The organism is Bacillus sp. AK25, assembly GCF_048270685.1.
Classification (GTDB): Bacteria; Bacillota; Bacilli; order Bacillales; family Bacillaceae; genus Bacillus; species Bacillus altitudinis.
Window position 1 is genome coordinate 3,222,824 of record NZ_JBLUWC010000001.1, and the last position, 22,068, is coordinate 3,244,891.

At 43.3% G+C, this 22,068-nt stretch carries 23 protein-coding genes; 14 read left to right on the forward strand and 9 right to left on the reverse strand.

Annotated features, from left to right (window positions below):
* Nucleotides 1–39: 39 nt before the first annotated feature.
* From ACNO7B_RS16690 to rbsB, 6 genes are read left to right on the forward strand one after another with little or no spacing between them, the layout of a single operon-like run.
* Nucleotides 40–1,026, forward strand: a complete 987-nt coding sequence (locus ACNO7B_RS16690) for a LacI family DNA-binding transcriptional regulator (protein ID WP_410684301.1) — start codon at nt 40–42, stop codon at nt 1,024–1,026.
* A complete protein-coding gene (gene rbsK / locus ACNO7B_RS16695; RefSeq protein ID WP_417901728.1) occupies nt 1,023–1,901 on the forward strand; it encodes a ribokinase in 879 nt (292 codons plus the stop codon). Before ACNO7B_RS16690 ends, rbsK begins: the two co-directional genes overlap by 4 nt.
* Entirely contained in the window at nt 1,898–2,290 is a 393-nt protein-coding gene (rbsD, locus tag ACNO7B_RS16700) for a D-ribose pyranase (protein ID WP_017360008.1), read from the forward strand. Before rbsK ends, rbsD begins: the two co-directional genes overlap by 4 nt.
* A gap of 15 nt (nt 2,291–2,305) precedes the next feature.
* Nucleotides 2,306–3,787 carry a sugar ABC transporter ATP-binding protein gene (locus tag ACNO7B_RS16705; RefSeq protein WP_035702265.1) on the forward strand — a complete coding sequence of 494 codons (1,482 nt, stop codon included), beginning with the start codon at nt 2,306–2,308 and terminating at the stop codon, nt 3,785–3,787.
* Between the two features lies 1 nt (nt 3,788).
* Entirely contained in the window at nt 3,789–4,742 is a 954-nt protein-coding gene (rbsC, locus tag ACNO7B_RS16710) for a ribose ABC transporter permease RbsC (protein ID WP_007497532.1), read from the forward strand.
* A gap of 13 nt (nt 4,743–4,755) precedes the next feature.
* A complete protein-coding gene (gene rbsB, locus ACNO7B_RS16715; protein WP_017368181.1) occupies nt 4,756–5,673 on the forward strand; it encodes a ribose ABC transporter substrate-binding protein RbsB in 918 nt (305 codons plus the stop codon).
* 36 nt (nt 5,674–5,709) lie between these two features.
* Here the strand turns inward: rbsB and ACNO7B_RS16720 are convergent, their stop codons facing one another.
* Entirely contained in the window at nt 5,710–6,327 is a 618-nt protein-coding gene (locus ACNO7B_RS16720) for a flavin reductase family protein (RefSeq protein WP_211251391.1), read from the reverse strand.
* 59 nt (nt 6,328–6,386) lie between these two features.
* Nucleotides 6,387–7,274 (reverse strand): acetoin biosynthesis transcriptional regulator AlsR, encoded by an 888-nt coding sequence (gene alsR / locus ACNO7B_RS16725; RefSeq protein ID WP_035702272.1) that lies wholly within the window; start codon nt 7,272–7,274, stop codon nt 6,387–6,389.
* A 150-nt stretch (nt 7,275–7,424) separates the two neighbouring features.
* Between alsR and alsS the strand changes: the two genes are divergently transcribed.
* From alsS to ACNO7B_RS16750, 5 genes are all read left to right on the forward strand, one after another.
* Nucleotides 7,425–9,125, forward strand: a complete 1,701-nt coding sequence (gene alsS / locus ACNO7B_RS16730) for an acetolactate synthase AlsS (protein ID WP_035702273.1) — start codon at nt 7,425–7,427, stop codon at nt 9,123–9,125.
* Nucleotides 9,126–9,169: 44 nt separating this feature from the next.
* Nucleotides 9,170–9,931 carry an acetolactate decarboxylase gene (budA, locus tag ACNO7B_RS16735; RefSeq protein ID WP_411859179.1) on the forward strand — a complete coding sequence of 254 codons (762 nt, stop codon included), beginning with the start codon at nt 9,170–9,172 and terminating at the stop codon, nt 9,929–9,931.
* A 153-nt stretch (nt 9,932–10,084) separates the two neighbouring features.
* A complete protein-coding gene (locus ACNO7B_RS16740) occupies nt 10,085–10,561 on the forward strand; it encodes an Lrp/AsnC family transcriptional regulator (RefSeq protein WP_017360010.1) in 477 nt (158 codons plus the stop codon).
* Nucleotides 10,562–10,598: 37 nt separating this feature from the next.
* A complete protein-coding gene (locus ACNO7B_RS16745) occupies nt 10,599–11,159 on the forward strand; it encodes a chromate transporter (RefSeq protein WP_041091499.1) in 561 nt (186 codons plus the stop codon).
* Nucleotides 11,159–11,692, forward strand: coding sequence for a chromate transporter (locus tag ACNO7B_RS16750; RefSeq protein WP_007497548.1), 534 nt, complete (start codon nt 11,159–11,161; stop codon nt 11,690–11,692). Before ACNO7B_RS16745 ends, ACNO7B_RS16750 begins: the two co-directional genes overlap by 1 nt.
* Nucleotides 11,693–11,732: 40 nt before the next feature.
* Here ACNO7B_RS16750 and ACNO7B_RS16755 read toward each other — a convergent pair whose 3' ends face one another.
* Together ACNO7B_RS16755 and ACNO7B_RS16760 are read right to left on the reverse strand one after the other, a co-directional pair.
* Complete coding sequence (locus tag ACNO7B_RS16755; protein WP_224564257.1) at nt 11,733–13,052, reverse strand: UDP-glucose dehydrogenase family protein; 1,320 nt, start codon at nt 13,050–13,052, stop codon at nt 11,733–11,735.
* Between the two features lie 114 nt (nt 13,053–13,166).
* Entirely contained in the window at nt 13,167–13,310 is a 144-nt protein-coding gene (locus tag ACNO7B_RS16760; RefSeq protein WP_003214884.1) for a hypothetical protein, read from the reverse strand.
* Nucleotides 13,311–13,496: 186 nt separating this feature from the next.
* On the opposite strand from ACNO7B_RS16760, the gene ACNO7B_RS16765 reads away from it, so the two are divergent.
* Both ACNO7B_RS16765 and ACNO7B_RS16770 read left to right on the forward strand, forming a co-directional pair.
* Nucleotides 13,497–15,104 carry an SWIM zinc finger family protein gene (locus tag ACNO7B_RS16765; RefSeq protein WP_417901729.1) on the forward strand — a complete coding sequence of 536 codons (1,608 nt, stop codon included), beginning with the start codon at nt 13,497–13,499 and terminating at the stop codon, nt 15,102–15,104.
* On the forward strand, nt 15,091–17,868 hold the full coding sequence (locus tag ACNO7B_RS16770; RefSeq protein ID WP_417901730.1) for a DEAD/DEAH box helicase: 2,778 nt from the start codon (nt 15,091–15,093) through the stop codon (nt 17,866–17,868). The genes ACNO7B_RS16765 and ACNO7B_RS16770 overlap by 14 nt, the downstream gene beginning before the upstream one ends.
* A 73-nt stretch (nt 17,869–17,941) precedes the next feature.
* Here ACNO7B_RS16770 and ACNO7B_RS16775 read toward each other — a convergent pair whose 3' ends face one another.
* From ACNO7B_RS16775 to ACNO7B_RS16785, 3 genes are all read right to left on the reverse strand, one after another.
* The gene (locus ACNO7B_RS16775; protein WP_224558774.1) at nt 17,942–18,730 is read right to left on the reverse strand and encodes an STAS domain-containing protein; all 789 of its coding nucleotides are present in this window, start codon (nt 18,728–18,730) and stop codon (nt 17,942–17,944) included.
* 153 nt (nt 18,731–18,883) lie between these two features.
* Entirely contained in the window at nt 18,884–19,744 is an 861-nt protein-coding gene (locus ACNO7B_RS16780; RefSeq protein WP_208970838.1) for a Cof-type HAD-IIB family hydrolase, read from the reverse strand.
* Between the two features lie 391 nt (nt 19,745–20,135).
* Entirely contained in the window at nt 20,136–20,492 is a 357-nt protein-coding gene (locus tag ACNO7B_RS16785; RefSeq protein WP_008343305.1) for a hypothetical protein, read from the reverse strand.
* Between the two features lie 117 nt (nt 20,493–20,609).
* Between ACNO7B_RS16785 and ACNO7B_RS16790 the strand changes: the two genes are divergently transcribed.
* Nucleotides 20,610–21,020, forward strand: coding sequence for a YwpF-like family protein (locus ACNO7B_RS16790; protein WP_003215215.1), 411 nt, complete (start codon nt 20,610–20,612; stop codon nt 21,018–21,020).
* 27 nt (nt 21,021–21,047) lie between these two features.
* Here the strand turns inward: ACNO7B_RS16790 and mscL are convergent, their stop codons facing one another.
* Both mscL and fabZ read right to left on the reverse strand, forming a co-directional pair.
* Nucleotides 21,048–21,443: a large conductance mechanosensitive channel protein MscL gene (mscL, locus tag ACNO7B_RS16795; RefSeq protein WP_007497563.1), complete on the reverse strand. Its 396-nt coding sequence runs from the start codon at nt 21,441–21,443 to the stop codon at nt 21,048–21,050.
* 126 nt (nt 21,444–21,569) lie between these two features.
* Nucleotides 21,570–22,004: a 3-hydroxyacyl-ACP dehydratase FabZ gene (gene fabZ / locus ACNO7B_RS16800; RefSeq protein ID WP_007497564.1), complete on the reverse strand. Its 435-nt coding sequence runs from the start codon at nt 22,002–22,004 to the stop codon at nt 21,570–21,572.
* Nucleotides 22,005–22,068: the final 64 nt, after the last annotated feature.

The following is a 22,068-nucleotide window of genomic DNA, read 5'->3' on the forward strand; positions in this document are numbered from 1 at the left end:
TGTGTAAACGGTTACACATCAAAGAAGGGAGGCACTCCATTGGCTACAATTAAAGATGTTGCAAAAGCTGCTCAAGTGTCTGTTGCAACTGTTTCACGCGTGCTCAATGATACTGGATACGTCCATATTGATACGAAAACCCGTGTGACACAAGCGATGCAGGAGCTAAACTACTTCCCCAATGAAGTGGCACGATCCCTTTTTAAAAGAGAATCAAGATTAGTTGGTCTCATCTTACCTGATATCACAAACCCCTTCTTCCCTCAGCTGGCTAGAGGCGTTGAGGATGAGATTCATGCAAACGGTTTTCGGTTATTATTCGGAAACAGTGATGAAGATCGGGAGAAGGAAATGGCCTATTTACAAACCTTTAAGCAAAACCAGGTGGTCGGTGTCATCGCTGTCACAAACGAACCTGAATCGGATTTGTACAATGATGATGAACTGCCTGTTGTCTTCTTAGATCGTACCGTTCCAAATGCGCCTTCTGTGTTTGCAGATGCTACGGCAGGCGGGAAAATGGCTGCAATGGAATTAATCAAACGCGGCAGTCAGCAAATCACATTGCTAAAAGGGCCCGCTCATCTTCAAACGGCGCGGCAAAGATTCAAAGGCGCACTTGATGTTCTGACTGAAGAAGGTGCTAACTTTCATGTGATGTCTAACGCTTCTTTTTCTTTTCAGGAAGCCCGAAAAAGCGCCAAGGCTCTTTTCAAGCTGTACCCTGAAACAGATGGCATCATTGCCAGCAATGACATCGTCGCAGCAGCAGTCGTACACGAAGCGCTTCGTATTGGAAAAGCCATTCCAAAAGACGTCCAAATCATTGGATTTGATGATATTCCGCAAAGTGAACTGCTCTTCCCTTCTTTATCAACGATTCGGCAGCCTGCCTATGATATGGGGAAAGAAGCCGCAAAGCTGATCATTAAAGCCATTCAAAAACAGCCAATAGATCAAGCAGTGATTCAAATGCCCGTCTCTTTTATTGAACGAGAGACCACAAGAAAGGTGGATTCACAATGAGTCAAATAGTTGTCGTAGGAAGTTGTTCCATGGATCTAGTTGTCACATCGAATAAGCGTCCCAATGCAGGAGAAACCGTCCTAGGCGAATCATTTAAAACGGTTCCTGGGGGAAAAGGAGCAAATCAAGCAGTAGCAAGCGCAAGGCTCGGTGCAGATGTATATATGATCGGCCGAGTTGGTGATGACGCATATGGTCAGGACATTATGAGCAATTTGCAAGCACAAGGTGTTCGCACCACCTATATGAAACCGGTTACCGAAATGGAAAGCGGAACAGCTCATATCATTCTAGCTGAAGGAGATAACAGCATTGTTGTCGTCAAAGGAGCAAACAATGAGGTAACACCTCACTATGTAAAAGATGCTCTTTCTTCTCTTGAAGATATCGGAATCGTCCTTATCCAGCAGGAAATTCCTGAAGAAACAGTCGAAGCCGTCTGCGCCATTTGCAGCGAAAAAGGGATCCCAGTCATCTTGAATCCCGCACCAGCTCGCAAAGTCTCTCAGCAAATATTAGATCAAGCTGCCTATATCACGCCAAACGAACACGAAGCAGCTCTTATGTTTGATGGACTCACCATAGCAGAAGCTTTGCGCCAATATCCAAACAAATTACTCATTACAGAAGGGAAAAATGGTGTTCGTTACTTTGACGGATCAAAAGAAGTGTTGGTACCAGGCTATCCTGTGAAAGCCGTCGACACAACAGGGGCTGGCGATACTTTTAACGGCGCTCTAGCTGTAGCACTAACAGAAGGAAAATCCCTATACGACGCACTTGCCTTTGCCAACTTAGCCGCATCTATCTCAGTCACAAAATTTGGCGCCCAAGGCGGCATGCCAGCAAGAGAAGAATTGGAGAATAAGAAATGAAGAAAAATGGTATTTTAAATAGTCATATCGCCAAGGTGCTTGCTGACCTCGGTCATACAGATACAATTGTCATCGCAGACTGTGGCCTGCCCATTCCAGAAGGCCCGGTCAAGATCGACCTTGCATTATCCATCGGCACACCATCCTTTCAGGAGGTTACTTCCCTTCTTCTTGAGGAAATGGCCGTTGAACACATCACGATCGCCAGTGAAATCAAAGAAGCCAATGAGAGAGATCATTTATTTCTAAAGAAAGCGTTCTCACATCCGTTAGATGAAGTCGATCACGAGACGTTCAAAGACATGACCAAACAGGCAAAAGCAGTGATTCGCACGGGTGAAGCCACCCCATACGCAAACTGCATTCTTCATGCCGGTGTCATCTTTTAAAAGGAGGAGCCACTTATGAATATTGAAATGCATAACATCCATAAGGCCTTTGGAAAAAACACCGTTCTCGCCGGGGTCTCCTTTGACCTCGTCACAGGTGAAGTCCATGCACTTATGGGTGAAAACGGGGCAGGAAAATCAACGTTAATGAATCTGCTGACAGGACTCTATTCCCTGGATCAAGGAACGATTCAAATCGACGGAAAAGAAACCGCTTTCAAAAATCCGAAAGAAGCCGAGCAGAACGGGATTGCCTTCATTCATCAAGAACTGAATATATGGCCTGATATGACGGTACTCGAGAATTTATTTATCGGGAAAGAAATCTATACAAAACTTGGTCTCCTAGACACCAAGAAAATGAAAGCCCTCGCCCAAGCGCAGCTCGACCGATTGTCTGTCAACCTCTCGCTCGATCAAGAGGCAGGAAGCTGTTCTGTCGGACAAAAGCAGATGATTGAGATTGCGAAAGCGTTAATGACCGATGCAAAGGTCATTATTATGGATGAACCAACAGCTGCTCTCACAGACCGTGAGATTGAAAAGCTATTTCAGGTCATTGAATCACTCAAAAAAGAAGGCGTTTCCATCGTCTACATTTCTCACCGGATGGAAGAAATCTTTGCCATCTGTGACCGGATTACGATCATGCGTGACGGAAAAACGGTCGATACGAAAGCGATACCAGACACGAATTTCCATGAAGTCGTCAAAAAAATGGTCGGCCGCGAATTAACCGATCGTTACCCTGAGCGCACACCTTCTACTGGTGATATCGTCCTAGAGGTGAAGCAAGCAACGAGGAAAGGCCGCTTTCAAGATGTCAGTTTTTCCGTCAAAGCTGGGGAAATTGTCGGTGTTGCAGGCTTAATGGGCGCTGGCCGGACGGAAATGATGCGGTCGCTCTTTGGACTCGATCCCCTGGATCAAGGAGAAATTTGGGTTCATGGGAAAAAGGCTGTCATTAAAAAACCAAGTGATGCAGTCAAACTTGGCATCGGTTTTATCACGGAGGATCGCAAAGATGAAGGACTGATGCTGGATGCATCCATTCGGGAAAACATCGGCTTGCCTAACTTAGACAGCTTCTCACCAAAGGGGCTGATCGATAAGAAAAACGAGCAGGACTTTGTTGACCTTCTCATCAAACGACTCACGATCAAAACCGCTTCATCTGAAATCTCTGCACGCAGCCTGTCCGGTGGAAATCAGCAAAAGGTCGTCATCGCCAAATGGATCGGCATTCAACCGAAGGTACTCATTCTAGATGAACCGACAAGAGGTGTCGACGTCGGGGCGAAACGAGAAATTTATCAGCTTATGAACGAGCTGACGGATCGAGGCGTTGCGATTTTGATGGTCTCCTCTGAACTCCCAGAAGTTCTTGGGATGAGCGATCGAGTGCTTGTCATCCATGAAGGAACCATCAGCGGCGAATTAAGTAAAACAGAAGCTACACAAGAACGAATTATGACATTAGCTACAGGAGGGAAGTAACATGAAACCACTTACTTCAAATGGACGATTTGACAACATCATGCAAAAGCTTGGGCCATTCTTAGGACTCATCATCCTTGTTGCCATTGTTTCTATTTTAAATCCGGCCTTTTTAGAACCATTAAACATTTTAAACTTACTCAGACAGATCTCCATTAACGCCCTCATTGCCTTTGGCATGACGTTTGTTATTTTAACCGGAGGAATTGATTTGTCTGTCGGTGCCATTCTAGCGCTGTCTAGTGCTCTGACTGCCGGCTTTATTGTATCTGGTTTGGACCCAATTCTTGCCATCATCGTTGGATGTATCATCGGTGCCATCCTTGGAATGATCAACGGTCTTTTAATCACAAAAGGAAAAATGGCTCCTTTTATCGCAACACTTGCGACGATGACGATTTTCAGAGGATTGACGCTTGTTTATACAGACGGAAATCCAATTACAGGGCTTGGCTCTAACTATGCATTTCAGCTATTTGGCCGTGGATATTTCTTAGGCATTCCTGTTCCAGCGATCACCATGCTTCTCACCTTTATCGTACTTTGGGTCTTGCTTCATAAAACACCTTTTGGCAGAAGAACGTATGCCATTGGCGGAAATGAAAAAGCAGCCCTCATCTCAGGCATTAAAGTACCACGCGTCAAAATCATGATTTACTCATTAGCCGGCTTTATGTCTGCTTTAGCAGGTGCGATCTTAACATCTCGTCTCAACTCAGCCCAGCCAACAGCTGGTACGTCGTATGAACTTGATGCAATTGCTGCCGTTGTACTTGGCGGGACAAGCCTATCCGGCGGAAGAGGACGAATTGTCGGCACACTCATCGGGGTGCTCATTATTGGTGTCTTGAACAATGGTATGAACTTACTTGGTGTTTCATCATTTTATCAATCTGTTGTGAAAGGGATTGTCATCTTGATTGCAGTCCTACTCGACAGAAAGAAATCTGCTTAAGGAGGCAGCTGCTATGAAAAAATATGTAATCCTGATCGTGACTCTCTCATTATTCATGCTCTCTGCCTGCTCGCTTGAACCGCCAGAGTGGGCCAAATCAACAAAGGATGGCAAGAAAAAAGACATTAAAATCGGACTGTCGATCTCGACTTTAAATAACCCATTCTTCGTTTCTCTTAAAAACGGCGTGACAAAAGAAGCGAAAAAGCTTGGCATCGAAGTTGTCATTGCCGATGCACAAAATGATTCAGCGAAACAAACGAGTGATGTAGAAGATTTAATTCAACAAGGGGTTGATGCATTACTCATTAACCCAGCCGATTCCTCTGCCATATCAACGGCTGTCGAATCTGCGAATGCTTCAGACATACCGGTCATCACATTAGACCGCTCCGCAGAAAGCGGAAAGGTTGAAGCGCTCGTTGCTTCCGATAACATCAAAGGCGGCGAAATGGCCGCTAACTTTATCATCGACAAGGTTGGTAAAGGCGCAAAAGTGGCTGAACTAGAAGGTGTACCAGGTGCTTCTGCGACACGTGAACGAGGAAAAGGTTTCCATCAAATTGCAGACAAAAAGTTAGATGTCACAGCAAAACAAGCCGCTGACTTCGACCGGACAAAAGGGCTCAACGTGATGGAAAACCTTCTTCAAGGAAACCCTGACATCAAAGCCGTTTTTGCCCACAATGATGAAATGGCGCTTGGCGCACTAGAGGCCATCCAAAGCTCTGGAAAAGACATTCTTGTCGTCGGTTTCGACGGTAACGAAGATGCACTCAACTCGATCAAAGCAGGAAAACTATCTGCAACAGTCGCGCAGCAGCCAGAGCTGATCGGTCAACTGGCAGTCGGCGCTGCTGACGATGTATTAAAAGGCAAAAAGGTAGAAAAAAATATCGCCGCACCATTGAAACTAGAACAAAAGAAATAAACACTAAACCCCCGATAGCCTCGGGGGTTTTAGATGTTATTCCGGTCTCTTCAGTACAAATGGCGTGCCTAAATGGGCATAATCATTACCTGCTAGGCGCGCGACTGGCTTTAATTCATTCGTAAAAATATATCCTTTTTCCGCATCATAGACAGACTCATCTAAATGCGCACACACCACCCGGCCAATGATATGATCGACTGTGACCTCCCCTTCATCATTTTGAAAGGTCAGATGTCTTTCCAGCTGACATTCAAAGCGAATGCGTGCTTCCTTGATTCCTGGCACTGACACCACGCTGCTCTTCACTTGATGAAGACCGGTACGAGTCAGCTCACTCTCTTCCTCTGGCAAAGTAGCAGCTGTTTCATTAATATCTTCAATCATCGCTTCATCACTCACATGGACAACAAATTCTTCCCTGTCGATGATATGTTTTGCTGTATCTTTCATCTCTCCTTGACGACGTCCAATAGAAACAGCGATCAGCGGAGGATGACCGCTGATGACATTAAAGAAACTAAATGGTGCAGCATTGACGACTTCTTCTTTAGAAAGGCTTGTAATAAATGCAATGGGTCTTGGAACGACGGAACCAGATAATACTTTATATGCTTCTTTTCGTGACAACTGATCCATTTGTAATGTAATCACTTCAGACATGCCTCCTCTTGTATGTAACGACATCATACCATACCCCGTTCTCTCTTCCCTTATTCCGGCTCAGCGCGATGGAGAATATGATGGACAAGATGAAACAATGCCGGATTATGATTTTCTCGTCTATAAGAAATGGTCCATTCCGCGAGTAGCTGCTCACCTTCAATTGACCGATACACCACATCTAAATTAAATAAACGCCGGGCCGATGTTGGAATGATAGCAATTCCGATTCCCGCTGTGACAAGCCCAATGACCATTTGATATTCTGCTGCTTCCTGCACGATATTAGGTGAAAATCCATACTTTTCACAAAGTAGGACAAAATACTGATAAAGGGACGGCCATGATTCCTTTGATAAAGAAATAATCGGCTCATCACGAATATCTTCAATCGTGACCGCTTCTTTTTCCGCCAGCGGATGGTTTTTCGGAATCGCAAAAATACATTCACTTTGCTTCATTAAACGACTGACCAATTCTTCTTGCGGTGATGTAGGATGCAAAAAACCAATATCAATCTCACCATTCAAAAGCGCCTCAAGCTGCTGCGGGACAGAGAGCTGTTGCAGCTCAATACTGACAGAGGGGTACAGCTCTCTGAATTCACGGACAACTGGCGGCAGAATATCATATGTCGCTGTACCAACGAAACCGATGATAATCTTCCCAAGCTCCCCTCTTGCCGTATGCCGGGCATGATCAACGGCTTTATCAAGCTGATGCAGCACCCCCCGGACCTCATGTAAAAAAACCTTTCCAGCAGCTGTTAACTCCACCACCCGTTTAGACCGGTGAAACAAAGGAAATCCCAATTCTTCCTCAAACTGCTTAATTTGCTGACTAAGTGGAGGCTGTGTCATGTTCAATCGTGCGGCCGCTCTACCGAAATGCAGCTCCTCCGCGACTGTGACAAAATACTGCAAATGTCTCAGTTCCATCCTTTCACTCCTCAAACACTTATTCGTGAAACATATTAAAACTACGTTAAACATATATTGGAAAATTTATTTTGTGAAATGTATAGTAAAACATATCATGAAAATATATTTTCATAAAAAATTTTACTTGCCGAAAGGAGTGCGGGGTATATGAATTCTCAAACACAACCCCTAACAAAACGAGGAGCAGAGTTGATTGTCGATACGCTCATTGCCCAAGGTGTGACCCATGTTTTTGCGATTCCAGGTGCAAAAATTGATGCAGTATTTGATGTATTAAAAGACAGAGGTCCAGAGCTTGTGCTATGCAGACACGAACAAAATGCGGCATTCATGGCAGCAGCTGTCGGTCGTTTAACTGGCAAACCAGGCGTTTGTCTCGTCACATCAGGTCCTGGCGCATCCAATTTAGCGACAGGTCTATTAACAGCCAATACAGAAGGTGACCCTGTTGTTGCAATCGCTGGAAACGTCATCCGTGCGGATCGACTCAAACGAACACATCAATCACTCGACAATGCGGCATTATTCAAACCAGTGACAAAATATAGCGTTGAAGTACAAGACGTAAACAATATACCAGAAGCATTAACAAATGCTTTTCGCGCGGCACAAAGAGGTCAAGCTGGAGCAGCATTTATCAGCTTTCCACAAGATGTCGTGACCGAACACACCACACAAACACCAGTGTCTGCTCACCCTTCTCCAGAACTAGGTCCTGCACCGGATGCTCTCATCAGTTCGGCCATCGCCAAAATTCAAAATGCGCACTTACCTGTTGCAATTGTGGGAATGAAAGCTAGCCGTCCAGCTGCGGCAAATGCGACAAGAACATTATTAAAAACACTTGGTATCCCATTTGTCGAAACGTACCAAGGAGCCGGCGTTCTCTCAAGAGAGCTTGAGCCTCAATATGTGGGCAGAATCGGCTTATTCCGTAATCAGCCAGGGGACCTTCTCATTGAGAAAGCGGATGTGATTTTAACTATTGGATTTGATCCAATCGAATACGATCCGAAGCATTGGAATTTGAAACCGCAGCAGCGTCAAATCATTCATGTGGATGACATGCAGGCAGATATTGACCATTTCTATGAACCGACGCTTGAGCTTGTGGGCAATATATCTGAAACGGTGCAACATCTAGCCCACGACAGCGTTCCACTTTCATTATGCAAAAAGAACATAGATCTGGTCACAGAATTACAAGAGCTGTTAAGTGATATCGAAAAAGCACCAGAAAGAGAAAGTCATTTATCACACCCGCTGGATGTCATTCATACGTTGAGACGTATCATCCCAGATGACACGAAAGTGACATGTGATATCGGATCTCATGCCATTTGGATCTCTCGCCACTTCCGTGTTTATGAACCGAACACGTTCCTAGTGAGTAACGGAATGCAAACACTTGGCGTGGCTTTACCATGGGCAATTGCAGCCTCCATATTGAATCCAGATGAAAAGATCATTTCAGTCTCAGGTGATGGCGGTTTTCTCTTCTCCGCCATGGAATTAGAAACAGCCGTGCGCATGAAAACAAATCTCGTTCATCTCGTTTGGAACGACAGCACATACGATATGGTGGCATTCCAGCAGGAAATGAAGTATGACCGTACGTCTTGTGTTGAGTTCGGTCAGATCGACTTAGTGAAATATGCAGAAAGCTTTGGAGCAACTGGATTACGTGTCAACTCACCTGAAGAGCTTTCAACTGTCCTTCAAAAGGGTATAAACATAGAAGGACCCGTTATTATTGATATTCCGATAGACTATCAAGACAACCCAGACCTCGCCAGTCAAAAATGGCCAGAAGTCTTTCGTGAAAAACACACAACGAACGTCAGATAAGACTTCGATACATTACGTTAAAGGAGTGAGCGGATATGGGTATGATGCACCCAATGAATCAACAAAACAACACAATACCGCAGGACAAAAAGCAAGAGGTCTATCAAGTATCAACCATGACCTCCTTGCTGGAAGCCGTATACGATGGAGATTTCTCCCTATCACATATTCCCGAGCACGGTGATTTTGGCATTGGCACATTCAATCAATTAGATGGGGAACTAATCGGCTTTGATGGCGCTTTTTATCGACTGCGCTCTGATGGAACAGCCACACCAGTAACCGATCAAGATTATTCACCATTCTGCTCTCTAGCATTCTTTGAAACGGACATCGTTCATCGAATTGATGCACCGATGACGTCCAAAGAGCTAGAGGAAGAAATCGACCGAATCTTACCGAGCAAAAATGTCTTTTATGCGATCCGCATCGATGGGTCATTCAAAAAGGTTCAAACCCGTACGGTTGAAAAACAGGAAAAACCTTACGTTCCGATGGTAGAAGCAGTTAAGTCACAGCCTATTTTCGATTTCGAGGATATTCGCGGAACTATTGCAGGATTCCGAACACCGCAGTACGCACATGGCATTGCGGTAAGCGGATATCATCTCCACTTTATTGATGATGATCGCAGTGTCGGCGGGCACGTATTTGATTACACTGTGGATCAAGTGACCATCCGAATTTCCCAAAAACGTCACATGAATTTACACCTTCCAAATACGCAAGAGTTCTTCCAAGCAGACATTGATCGTGCTGACCTTGCACAACAAATTGCCAGTGCGGAAAGCAGCCCAGAAAATTAAAATGAACACACCCCGGTGATGCCGGGGTGTTTTTTTATGCAAAAAGATGTTTTATATTCCTTTACCATTTCATTTCGTTACTCAATTGAAAATCAAACATTCTATTCGCAATAAAATATGATAGAATATCAACAGAAGAAAGGTGGTTATACGATGGCACATGAATATCGCATTCCAAACTTAACATTAGATGAAAGAGATAAACAAATTCTTTCCTTATTACACGAAGACGGGCGTATGTCCTATACAGATTTAGGGAAACAAGTCGGCCTTTCCCGTGTTGCAGTACAAGCCCGTATTCAGCAGCTTATTGAAGCAGGTGTCATTGAACGATTCACCGCTGTCATTAATCCAGCAAAGATCGGCATTCATGTCTCTGTCTTTTTTAACGTAGAGGTTGAGCCGAAATGTTTAGAAACAGTCGCCCTTCAGCTTGAGCAGGAAACAGCCGTCACAAGCCTTTATCATATGACAGGACCAAGCAAACTGCATATGCATGGCATTTTTCAAAATGAACAGGAAATGGAGACGTTCCTGACAAAGAAGCTGTACCCACTTGAAGGCGTCGTCAGTGTGGACTGTCAAATGCTCATTAAACGATACAAAAGCCGAATGGGCATGAAATTGTAGATAGGAGTTGAACCACTTGCAATCATATCTTGAACTCATGATCGCCATGGTGCGAACCGGTATTCTGGGATTTGGCGGAGGACCTTCTGTGATCCCGCTCATTCGCCATGAAGCGGTCGTCAAATACAAATGGATCAATGATGACGAATTTGGAGAAACACTCGCCATCGCCAACGCATTACCCGGACCGATTGCTACGAAAATGTCGGCATACCTCGGCTATCGATTAAAAGGTGTATCTGGCGCCATTGTTGCAACAGCTGCACATATTTTACCGACATGTCTCGCTATGGTGGCACTTGTTACACTTGTCAGCGTCTTAAGCTCTTCAGTCATCATTCAAAATATGATCGGTGCTGTGACACCAGTGATTGCCGTTCTGTTAGGAATGATGGCATATGAATTTGGACAAAAAGCGTTGAAGGGCTTCGGCATGATCTTCGGAATCGCCCTATTCCTTTTGGCATTTGTCGGTCTTCAAGTACTCTCGATTCATCCAGGAATCATTGTCATCATCTTTTTATGTTATGGTGCCTTTCATTTTAGACTGAAAGATCGCTGGAATCGAACAAATAAAGAGAAAGGAGTGTCTTCATGATGCTGATTCTCTTTTTATTCTGGGCATTCTTCTTATCCAATCTGTTAGGGTATGGCGGAGGACCTGCCTCCATTCCGCTCAATTATGAAGAAATCGTCAATCATTTTCATTGGATGACGAACGAAGGGTTCTCCAATATGCTCGCATTAGCCAACGCACTTCCAGGTCCAATCGCTACGAAAATTGCGGCTTATGTAGGCTATGATGTCATGGGATGGCCAGGCTTTATCGTTGCACTGCTTGCGACGGTACTGCCGTCTGCGATCGGATTGATCTTACTGCTAAAACTCATTGATCGTTTTCGCCAATCTTCTGTCGTCAAAGGCATGACCCTATCTGTACAGCCTGTCATTGCCATGATGATGCTTTTATTAACATGGGAAATTGGCGGAGATGCCGTGAAAGCCATTGGCTGGACACAATCACTTGCCATTGCTGCCATTTCATTTTTCTTTATGACCAAATTCAAATTGCACCCTGCCTTTCTGATTGTGGCTGCATTTTTATATGGCGGATTCATTCTTCCGCATTAACGCAAAAACCGATAACACGTGAAGTTATCGGTTTTTCTCATTACATATAAATAGGAGAGACAGGCCTGCGCCCAATAGAATGATACTCGACACCAGCTACTTCTGCCGCTTCAAGCGTATGACAATTCCGGCCATCAAAAATGATCGGCTGCCTCATGAAATCTTTATAAGCTGAAAGTGGAAATGACTGAATATCCGCCCACTCAGTTAATATACAGACCGCATCAGCATCCTTGATCGCCTCTTCAATCGTTTGAGCAAAAAGGACTTGATCAGGCAGTTCTTGAGCTGCATTGCGAGCGGCAGCAGGATCATAGGCTACGATCTCCGCTCCTAATTGATGGAGCTGATGAGCGATCGGGATTGACGGCGCCTCTCTCATATCATCTGTATTCGGCTTAAAGGAAAGGCCAAGGAGAGCCATTCTCTTCCCTTCCAAGTTTTCTCCCATCCGCTCCTTCACACTTCGAATAAAACTTGCTCGCTGCTCATTGTTGACTTTGATGACAGCCTTCAATAGCTCAAAATCATGGGACACATGCCCTGCAATTTGGACAAGGGCATTAGTATCCTTCGGAAAACAGGAACCTCCGTAACCAATGCCTGCCCTAAGAAACGAAGTACCAATCCGCTGATCGAGTCCCATCCCTTCTGCAACTCTCTCAACATCAGCTCCTGTTTTTCCACAAATCGAAGCAATTTCATTCATGAAGCTGATTTTTGTGGCAAGAAATGCATTTGATGCGTATTTGATCATCTCTGCGCTTTTCCGATCTGTTCTCACGAATGGAATGTGGAAATCCGCATACATAGACTCTAGCTGATCTAATCCGTTCTTTGTTTCGGCTCCAATCACCAGCCGATCCGCTCGCAACGTATCTGAGATGGCAGAGCCTTCTCGTAAAAATTCTGGATTCGATGCGATAGATAATGGCTCCTTACGACCTAACACGTGATGAATCAAATGATCAATTTGATCGCCCGTTCCGACAGGCACTGTACTTTTCACGACAAGCACTGCGCCTGGCTTTGCTTGTAAGCCCATCTCCTTTGCCGCTTGAAAGACATACTGCAAATCAGCTTGACCGTCTGCCTGCTGCGGGGTACCGACAGCAATCATTAACACGTCAGCCTGCGAATAGGCTGACGCTCCATTAATATGAAAACGAATGCGTCCTTGCTCCATATTCCGTTTGAGCAGTTCTTTTAATCCCGGCTCGTACATCGGAGGATTCCCTTGCTTCAGCTGCATGACCTTCCGCCGGTCAATATCCATACATGTCACATCATGTCCCGCCTCTGCTAAACACACCCCTGTGACAAGCCCTACATACCCACAGCCTGCAATCGCAACCTTCATGACACATCAGCTCCCCATACTCCTTATGCTTGTAATGTCATCGTATGCCGGGGATTTTCGTTCCATTCATAAAAGCATACAAAAACCCCCTGCTGAGAGAGCAGGGGGTTACTTTTATGAAACAAGGCCATTTCGAATATGAGCAATCAGATTTTCAAGCATTTCTTTTGTTGTGACATCATTGGAATTTTCACCAATATCATGAGCGTACATCAAAATCTTTAAAAACTCTTCTTGATTTAAACCCTTATTATCCATGTCTGTATCCTTTCGATTCCACTAATTTCATTATTATATGCTGTATGGTTGGTTTATGCAATACTCTAATACATCATTCGACAGCTTTTGAAATTTATGACCATTTTCATGAAAAACTTTTTTATAAATCACCATTGAGCTATAATAAAAGAATTGGAATCTTTTACTTGGTTAGGAGCGGATCAAATGCTTCAGCACAACATCAACGAAGAAGAAATCAAACAAACAGCCGAACAGATCAAAGAACTTCTTCCTGCAACAGATGAAAACAAGCAACTCATCAAAAAAGCATTGATTACTTATAGACAGGACAGCGTATATCGGCTCAAGCAAGAGTCTGATACCGAATGGTCAGCTTATGTACATGATGTCGTGGCAGCAAGAGTCCACCTTCATGTGCTGTTTCCAGTGAGAAGCAGCTGCTCATGTCCAGCTGATGGACTATGTAAACACATCCTCGCTGTCTTCTTTTCGCTATACGCTCAAGTAGAGAGTGTGACCGGCTTTACAGAAAATTGGTCAGAGAAGGATGAATTACAGCGCAGCAAAGAACTCATTCGTCAGCACTTCCAAGTGAAGCGCCCAGATGAACAATCACTTCAGAGCTGGCTGAATTTTTTCCAGGAGGAATTTCACCTCTGGCTGAAACGGACACCGAAGCACCAGCAAACACCACAGCATTTGTATTACGGCTATTTATCGATCCTGAAAAAACACGCACCCACTTCACCTGAATTCAAGAGTTTATATGCGATTCATACGTCCATCGATGTGTGGTTAAGGCTCCATGAGCTAATCGATCTCGGCCGTCTTGATGCCGAAAAAGACTTTTATTCGATGAATCCATATGTAGAACAGCTCATGAACACCATTTTTGATTCAGTGGATCATTTGAGGACATACGCCCTTTCCTTTTCCCTCGATCCGTTTCTTGAAAACACACCAACTGCCGTTCGGACACTTCTTCAAATCAGCGGACCTTTCCAGCATGAACGAGTTGCGGTCTTTATGGAAATGTGGGGAACTATATTAAATAGAGGGAAATGGGTCAAAAAAGAAACAGAACTACTCAAGAGCGCCCAACAGCAGGAGCAAACGGTTGAGCGCACCATTGGGCTGATGCATATGGATTATTTGCTAAAAGAAGACGAAAGACTCTTCCAGCAATTAAAATTGCTCAATGCAGATATGCTGCCGAATGTGCTCAATTGGCTAAAGGATCTCACAAACCGCAAGGACTGGAAGCGTCTCAAACTTTGGTATCAAGAGATCACATATGTATTAGAAGAATATTGCCAGCTTGACCTATCTTATAGAGAACTGCGTGGAGCCGTCAGCGATTTCTTCTTTTATTTAGACGCGTACTTTAAACAGACGAAAGATCATTTCTTGTATGAACGCTATCTCCAAATCTGTATGCCTTATGCATTTACTGAATATAGTCAGCTCTTATATGCACAAGAACGCTATGCAGAATGGATTGAAATACACAGCCTCGTCGGTTTCTCCATCAGTGAATTGGAGAAAGAACTGATCAAACAGATTGCAAAGGAAGAGCCTGAAGCACTCATTCCTTCGTACCACCGGGAAATCTCACAGCTTCTCGATCAAAAGAATCGAAGTGCTTACCGGGAATCTGTGAAAATGCTCAAAAAACTGCGTACGCTTTATCATAAAACGAAAAAAAACGCGGTGTGGGAAAGATATGTACAGCAGCTGCAAGATTCAACAAAACGGCTGCGTGCGTTCCAAGAGGAAATGAAGAAAGGAAAATTAATTGATGACACGCCATAAACAAATTGTCATTCATGCAGAACAAACCGAAGATTTCTCTTTCACCATTTCAGCGCAAGCAGAGGACGGACAGCCTGTACCGCTAAATGAAATGAAGAGGCAGCTTTTCCAATGGCACGAATCATCTTTTTACGGAACATTCTTAGAAGATGTGAGCTTTATTGGCACACCTGCCTTCCTGTTAAGTCCTTGGATGACCGTTGAATTGCTAGGGAAGAATTCATTCAATACTTTCAGCCATGTGACGTTAACGGATGAAACAGAGCCGCTTATGAAAACAGCCTCAACCATTTACGAATTCATCGAGGATGAAGATTTTGTCCCAGATTTCGAGGCATGGACAAAAGGAATGCTTCGCTTTAAAGACAAAGAAGGTCTGTTAGATGGCTACACAGCTGATTGGTTCTCCTTTGCCGTACAGGATTACATTCAATATGATGATGCCTTGCAGCACAAATGGAACCGAATGACTGCACAATCGCCTGCTCTTTCCTCCTTCCAAGGTCATTTTTTAGATGAACAGGATTTTTTGGAAACGATCGGCTGGATTGATGATGAGACGCCTTTCACTGTCGGCTTGCGTTTAAATGAGCCTGATTTCGACGGGGATGATTGGAAAATTGAACTGTTTTTGCGTGATAAGAAAAACAGTGATCTGCATTTCTTTGAAGGCATCCGTTCTATAAAAAAATCATGGCGTCCGTTTCAAGAAAAAATCACCAGAGAGCTGGAGCGGTTCGGTCAGATTGTCCCTTGGCTCTCATTTACATCTGGTACCACCCTCATGTCAGAAGAAGAAGCGTGGCTCTTCCTGTCTGAAGCGAGTGAAACACTTGTGAACATGGGGATTGAGATCCTGCTCCCATCATGGTGGCAAATCGTCAAAGAAAGCACCATGATGCTAAAAGCACGGATTTCCTCCACACCACGAGGCGAATCGCACGTTGGAATGGATGCCCTTATGGACTTTAATTGGCGCTTTGCCACAAACGGGATTGAGCTGACAGAAGATGAATTCAACGAGCTTGTTCAAAGTAAACGTCGTCTTGTCAATATTCGTGGACAATGGATTAAAATCGATCCGACCTTTATCCAGCAAATGAAGAAATGGATGGAGCGCGCTGAGAACGAAGGACTTCATATGTCGGATATTTTGTCACGTGAACTCGCAGACCAAGAGGCCTCTTCTGAGTCGATTCCTGAGCTGCTAGACAGTTCGGCCTTTGCCCATATTCAATTTGAACTTTCGTCTCAACTACGAGGGCTTGTTCATCAGTTAAATGATACACAGGAGCTGCCATCCTACGAGATGAGTGAGTCCTTTAAGGGCACACTGCGGCCGTATCAGCAGCACGGTGTCAACTGGCTTCTGTTCTTAAGGTCTCATGGATTCGGGGCTTGTTTAGCAGATGATATGGGGCTTGGAAAAACGATTCAAATGATCGCTTATTTCACCTATTTGAAGGAGCATCAACAAGACGCCGCTCCATCTCTCATCATTGCACCGACTTCCGTATTAGGGAACTGGCAAAGAGAGCTTGAAACATTCGCACCACATTTAAATGTCGCTCTGCATTATGGACCGTCACGTCCACAAGGTGAGAACTTTACAAAAGCATACGAGTCAACAGATATCGTCCTCACTTCGTATGGCCTCTCACATTCTGACCGTGATGAATTAACAGCAGCCAAATGGAATACCATTTGCTTAGACGAAGCCCAGAACATTAAAAATGCCCATACGAAACAATCGAGAGCCATTAGGCAATTAAAAGGACAGCACCACATTGCCCTCAGCGGGACACCGATGGAGAACCGTTTGACAGAGCTTTGGTCTATTTTCGACTTCGTGAACAAAGGATATCTCGGCAGCCTGACCAGTTTTCATAAAAAGTTCGTCCTTCCGATTGAAAAAGACCGTGAAGAAAAAAGAATCCAACAGCTGCAGCAGCTGATCAAGCCATTCTTATTAAGACGAACAAAACAAGATGAAGAAGTCGCACTCAATCTGCCAGAGAAACTAGAAGAAAAAGAATTCATCCCGTTATCTGCAGAGCAGGCATCTTTATATGAACAGCTGGTCAAAGATACATTCGAACATATGGCCTCTTTAACAGGGATGCAGCGGAAAGCCATCATTTTAAGTATGCTTGGCAGACTCAAACAAATTTGCGATCACCCTGCTCTTTATTTAAAAGAGAGCGGAACAGATGTGAAATTGTTGAAGCGTTCATTAAAAATGGATAAATTAGCAGAGCTGTTAAAAGCCATACACGAACAAGGAGAAAGCTGTCTCATTTTTACGCAGTATATTGAAATGGGCAACATGATCAAACAGCTCGCCGAAAAGATGTTTGGAGAACCAGTTCAATTTTTAAATGGGAGCTTATCAAAACATGATCGGGACAAAATGGTGGAACGCTTTCAGAAAAAAGAGTTCAACATCTTAATTCTTTCTTTAAAAGCAGGAGGAACCGGACTAAACTTAACTGCCGCCAATCATGTCATTCACTACGATAGATGGTGGAATCCTGCTGTAGAAAACCAAGCAACAGACCGTGCTTACCGCATCGGGCAAAAGCGGTTTGTTCACGTCCATAAGATGATCACAACCGGCACGATAGAGGAAAAAATTGATCAAATGCTCGAAACAAAACAAACGTTAAATGATCAAATTATCCAAAGTGAAAGCTGGATTACAGAGCTGTCAACGAACGAACTAGAAGATTTATTCACGTTAAGTGCAGCCGCTCAATCATCTTAATGACAGCAAAAAGAGGACTTTTCTCAGGGCGTGATGAAAAGTCCTCTTTTTTTAATCTCATATAAAGGAATGCTTAAATTTGCAGCTTTTTCAATGCAGATTTCACATTCATATACGTATTCAACTCACGGAAGTCCTCTCTCATTTCTCCCATTTTCATCGCAAGATTGGGTTTAATACCTGTCACGATCAGTTCTGTGCCAGTCATTAAAATCAAATCGTTCAGCTTAAAGATCGCATCCGCCACAAATGAATCCACCTCTAATAAACCAGACAGATCCACAATGAAGTAATCGTCTTTGGATTGAGAGATATAAGTGGAGACTGTTGAGATGATTTTATCAAATCTTGGTGCTGTTAACGTACCAATGATCGGCAGTACAGAAATTCCATCCTTCACCGGAACAATCGGGACAGAAATATTCAATACTTCATCAATAGATTGCTCAAGAAGCTCTTGCTGTTCCTTCTCTTTCGTAACATCCTTTTGCAGACCGACGAAATAAAGGCGTTTCCCTTCATTTTCATCAATCCATAGAGGCGCCACACTTAACTCGTTCCAAAACATTTGACCAGATTTTTTATAGTTTTTCAACTGTACAGTAACAGCCTCTTTGTTTTCAATGGCTGCCCTAATTTGTTTGAGAGCAATCTGTTCAGTTTCATCTCCTTGAAGGAAACGACAGTTCTTTCCTATTACTTCGTTTTCTTGATAGCCTGTCATATCTAAAAAGCCCTTGTTCACATATATTAAAGGATTATCAGGTAAAGACGGGTCCGTCACCGTCAGGCCAACCTGAGTATAGTCTAAGGCTTCCTTGATTAAATGCAGATTGTCGGACTTATAAGATTCCAGCGCCATTCGTTTACTCTCCTTCACTTCCTTACAAGCGGGTTATATTCATAATTAAATTATATGATGTTCCATAGCGGGTGTAAATAGAAGTAGTTCTGAATTCCTCTTTTGTAGAATGCGCTTCACCCTATGTCATTTATACAAATACATACGATTCAATTATTTCAAAAGATGTTGAATCATATGTGCCACACCATGTTCATCATTTGTTAACGTGACGTGATCAGCTAATTCTTTTATATCCTTTCTCGCATTCCCCATGGCAATTCCAACCCCAGCTGCTCGAATCATCGATTCATCATTTAAACTGTCTCCTACAGCCGCTGTTTGGCTTAATGGAATACCGAGCTTTTCCGCCAGCCTGGTTAACGCCTGCCCTTTCGACGCTTCCTTTGCACCAATTTCAAAGTTATGATCAGCCGAACTGACCAATGTTAATTCAGAATCATGTCCAAACGCATCCCATCCGGCTTTCAATCTGTCTTGAAAAAATGAGAAACCTAAGATGTTATAAAATGAAAGCTTCTGATCCTCACGAAACAATTCTTGATATGTATCAATATAAGCAAAACCTGACTGGCTGTATTGAACTTCAGCCGCTTGCTCAAGAACACGCTGATCCGTTTCTGGATTTGCACTCTTTAAGCGGTCCATTTCTATCGCCAGAAGCTCTCTGCCGCGGTTTGGTGTGTAAATGGCTTCATTCGTAAACACTTCATAATAATAATCACGCTCCTCAAGCCATGATAAGATGTGTTTTGCTTTTTCTTCTTCTAGAACAGCCGAATGATATACCTGACCTTCTGGATCATGAATCACAGCTCCATTTGCACTGATGACCCACGTATTCATCCCAAGCTGATCAAAAATAGATTTCACATCAAAATACGCTCTTCCTGTTGAAACGACAACCTCAATCCCGCTCGCTGCTGCTTCCTTTAACGCCTGCTCGTTTTCCTGACTCACTTTGTGCTCACTGTTCAATAAAGTTCCGTCTAAATCCGTTGCGATTAATTGAATGTTTGTCATCGGTCTCTCCTTTTTTGCCTTCATTTTCAGTTGACCTTCCGTTTATCAAATCCATCATCATTATGAAATGAGTATCCACTATTTGCAAGGGATGATCGGCTTATCAATGAATATAAGAGTACCCGGTCACGCTACATGACCGGATACGCATAAGGGGATTCACAGGGGACACATGACTGATACAAATAAACCTTGGTTCTACTATTACGCAGTGAATATGTGTACAAGGCAAAGTCTATCAGCTATAGCTAGAGGGGGGCCGCGAGATGCTAGACCTTTGCCTTTTGCCTCCTTTCCTTTCAGCTAACCCTAGTCTACTGAGAAATAGCACAAGAGACAAAAAACGAAAATGACAAAATCGTTCTTCAAATTCTTTATTTCCTCAATCATTTTTACTTTTTACCGCTTGCGTATAAAACATCATCTTATTTTGTTTGACGAAATACTTATTTTTCATAAATTGATAAAAAACATCTGAATGAATCCAATTACTAGAAGGCATGTGAATATAGTCAGACCCGTCCCACGCAAACCAATAAAAACAAAGCCTTCCATCATGAATGGACAATTGAAATTCAAAACAGTCCATTTGATCGTCTGTCACGTATTGAAAAGTGAGGGACTCCCCTTCTTCCATATACACATCACAAAATGAGAGAATGTCTCCCCATGTATAGACTCTCACATTGCTTTCCTTTTCCTCACCAATATGTATGTTTCGAAGTTGATAGGACTCCATAAAACATCTCCTTTCACTTATATGCAGCTAGTTCTGAGTAGGCAGCGGTTTCATTTATACAGATGTTGTATGCTATAATGATACTTACGAATAATGAACGCTTGTGAGGTGATAAATATGAAAACCTTTAGGCTGATTGATTTAAAAATCGAACTTGATCCAAAGCAAGATAAAATGTCCAGCATTCCCCTTCGTGACGGCTTAATCATTAATAAAGAAGATGGCGAAAATCACTGGATGATCGAGGCACTGATTCCAAAGAAGCATAGACAAGTGTTTGAGGTGCTCTTCCAGCAGCATACAGAAGTAAAGATTCTCGTGACGATTACAAAAGAAAACAACCGCCCTGTTCATCTATCGGTCCAAGTCAAAAACATCGTTGCCTTAGAAGAAAACATATCTGTATTACTCGACGGTAAAATGATCACAAATCGTTACAGAACAGAAACCGAAGAAGTATTAAAAGACCTCGTCAAAGAGGGGCTGTCAGGAGAAAAACTGCTGGATGCTTTTAAACAGAACACATAAAAAAGAGCGGGATGAGCCGCTCTTTTTCTATTGCACATCTTTCGATTGGCTTTGATTTTTCAATAAATCTCTAATTTCGGTTAACAACACTTCCGTTTGATCTGGCGTTTCAACCACTTCCTCTTCCTCTACCTTTTTCCGTTTTAATTTATTTAAATAACGAATAAAGATAAAAATGGAAAAGGAGATAATCAAGAAATCGACCACTGTTTGAATGAAACTTCCATACAAAATTTGAGCAGAACCGATTTTAATAGACAATCCACTAAAATCATGCCCCCCGACAATAATACCAACAAGCGGCATAATTAAATCATTCACAAGAGAAGTGACAATTTTGCCAAATGCTCCCCCGATGATGACACCGACAGCCAGGTCAATCACATTCCCCTTGACGGCAAACTCTCTAAATTCTTTTAGCATTCTTAATCACCTTCATCTTTTTTTGTCTAATATGACGTTTTTTTGTCAAAAAAGCAAGTCCTCATCCGATCTGGATGAATGTTTCCATATAAAAAACGGTTCATACAAGATGAACCGTCAGACACATTACGATACTTTCGGACCGATAGAAAATGTCAGTTCTGCTTCACATGCCACTTCGCCATCTACTGTTGCAACTGCTTTTCCTTTGGCAACTGGACCGCGAAGACGTGTGACTTCAACCTCTAAACGTAGCTGATCGCCTGGCTTGACCTGTCTTTTGAATCGGCAGCTGTCAATCCCTGCAAACAAACCAATTTTCCCTTTGTTCTCTTCTTTACCTAACATGATGACCCCAAAAACTTGAGCAAGCGCTTCTACAATAAGCACACCCGGCATGACGGGGTATCCTGGGAAATGGCCATTAAAAAATTCTTCATTTACTGTGACATTTTTGATTCCAACCGCTCTTTTCTCACCATCAACTTCTAGAATACGGTCAACCAATAAAAATGGATAACGGTGTGGAATAATGTCTTGAATTTGCTGAGCATCAAGCATATCTTGATCTCTCCTTCTTTTCTATATCGCTGATCTTCATTTGATTCCTATTGAAGTATATTAT

Coding starts and splice junctions, on each gene's coding strand:
- rbsK (WP_417901728.1), top strand. CDS start 1,023: ATGAGTCAAATAGTTGTCGTAGGAAGTTGTTCCATGGATCTAGTTGTC.
- rbsD (WP_017360008.1), top strand. CDS start 1,898: ATGAAGAAAAATGGTATTTTAAATAGTCATATCGCCAAGGTGCTTGCT.
- ACNO7B_RS16705 (WP_035702265.1), top strand. CDS start 2,306: ATGAATATTGAAATGCATAACATCCATAAGGCCTTTGGAAAAAACACC.
- rbsC (WP_007497532.1), top strand. CDS start 3,789: ATGAAACCACTTACTTCAAATGGACGATTTGACAACATCATGCAAAAG.
- rbsB (WP_017368181.1), top strand. CDS start 4,756: ATGAAAAAATATGTAATCCTGATCGTGACTCTCTCATTATTCATGCTC.
- alsR (WP_035702272.1), bottom strand. CDS start 7,274: ATGGAACTGAGACATTTGCAGTATTTTGTCACAGTCGCGGAGGAGCTG.
- alsS (WP_035702273.1), top strand. CDS start 7,425: ATGAATTCTCAAACACAACCCCTAACAAAACGAGGAGCAGAGTTGATT.
- budA (WP_411859179.1), top strand. CDS start 9,170: ATGCACCCAATGAATCAACAAAACAACACAATACCGCAGGACAAAAAG.
- ACNO7B_RS16740 (WP_017360010.1), top strand. CDS start 10,085: ATGGCACATGAATATCGCATTCCAAACTTAACATTAGATGAAAGAGAT.
- ACNO7B_RS16745 (WP_041091499.1), top strand. CDS start 10,599: ATGATCGCCATGGTGCGAACCGGTATTCTGGGATTTGGCGGAGGACCT.
- ACNO7B_RS16750 (WP_007497548.1), top strand. CDS start 11,159: ATGCTGATTCTCTTTTTATTCTGGGCATTCTTCTTATCCAATCTGTTA.
- ACNO7B_RS16755 (WP_224564257.1), bottom strand. CDS start 13,052: ATGAAGGTTGCGATTGCAGGCTGTGGGTATGTAGGGCTTGTCACAGGG.
- ACNO7B_RS16760 (WP_003214884.1), bottom strand. CDS start 13,310: ATGGATAATAAGGGTTTAAATCAAGAAGAGTTTTTAAAGATTTTGATG.
- ACNO7B_RS16765 (WP_417901729.1), top strand. CDS start 13,497: ATGCTTCAGCACAACATCAACGAAGAAGAAATCAAACAAACAGCCGAA.
- ACNO7B_RS16770 (WP_417901730.1), top strand. CDS start 15,091: ATGACACGCCATAAACAAATTGTCATTCATGCAGAACAAACCGAAGAT.
- ACNO7B_RS16775 (WP_224558774.1), bottom strand. CDS start 18,730: ATGGCGCTGGAATCTTATAAGTCCGACAATCTGCATTTAATCAAGGAA.
- ACNO7B_RS16785 (WP_008343305.1), bottom strand. CDS start 20,492: ATGGAGTCCTATCAACTTCGAAACATACATATTGGTGAGGAAAAGGAA.
- ACNO7B_RS16790 (WP_003215215.1), top strand. CDS start 20,610: ATGAAAACCTTTAGGCTGATTGATTTAAAAATCGAACTTGATCCAAAG.
- mscL (WP_007497563.1), bottom strand. CDS start 21,443: ATGCTAAAAGAATTTAGAGAGTTTGCCGTCAAGGGGAATGTGATTGAC.
- fabZ (WP_007497564.1), bottom strand. CDS start 22,004: ATGCTTGATGCTCAGCAAATTCAAGACATTATTCCACACCGTTATCCA.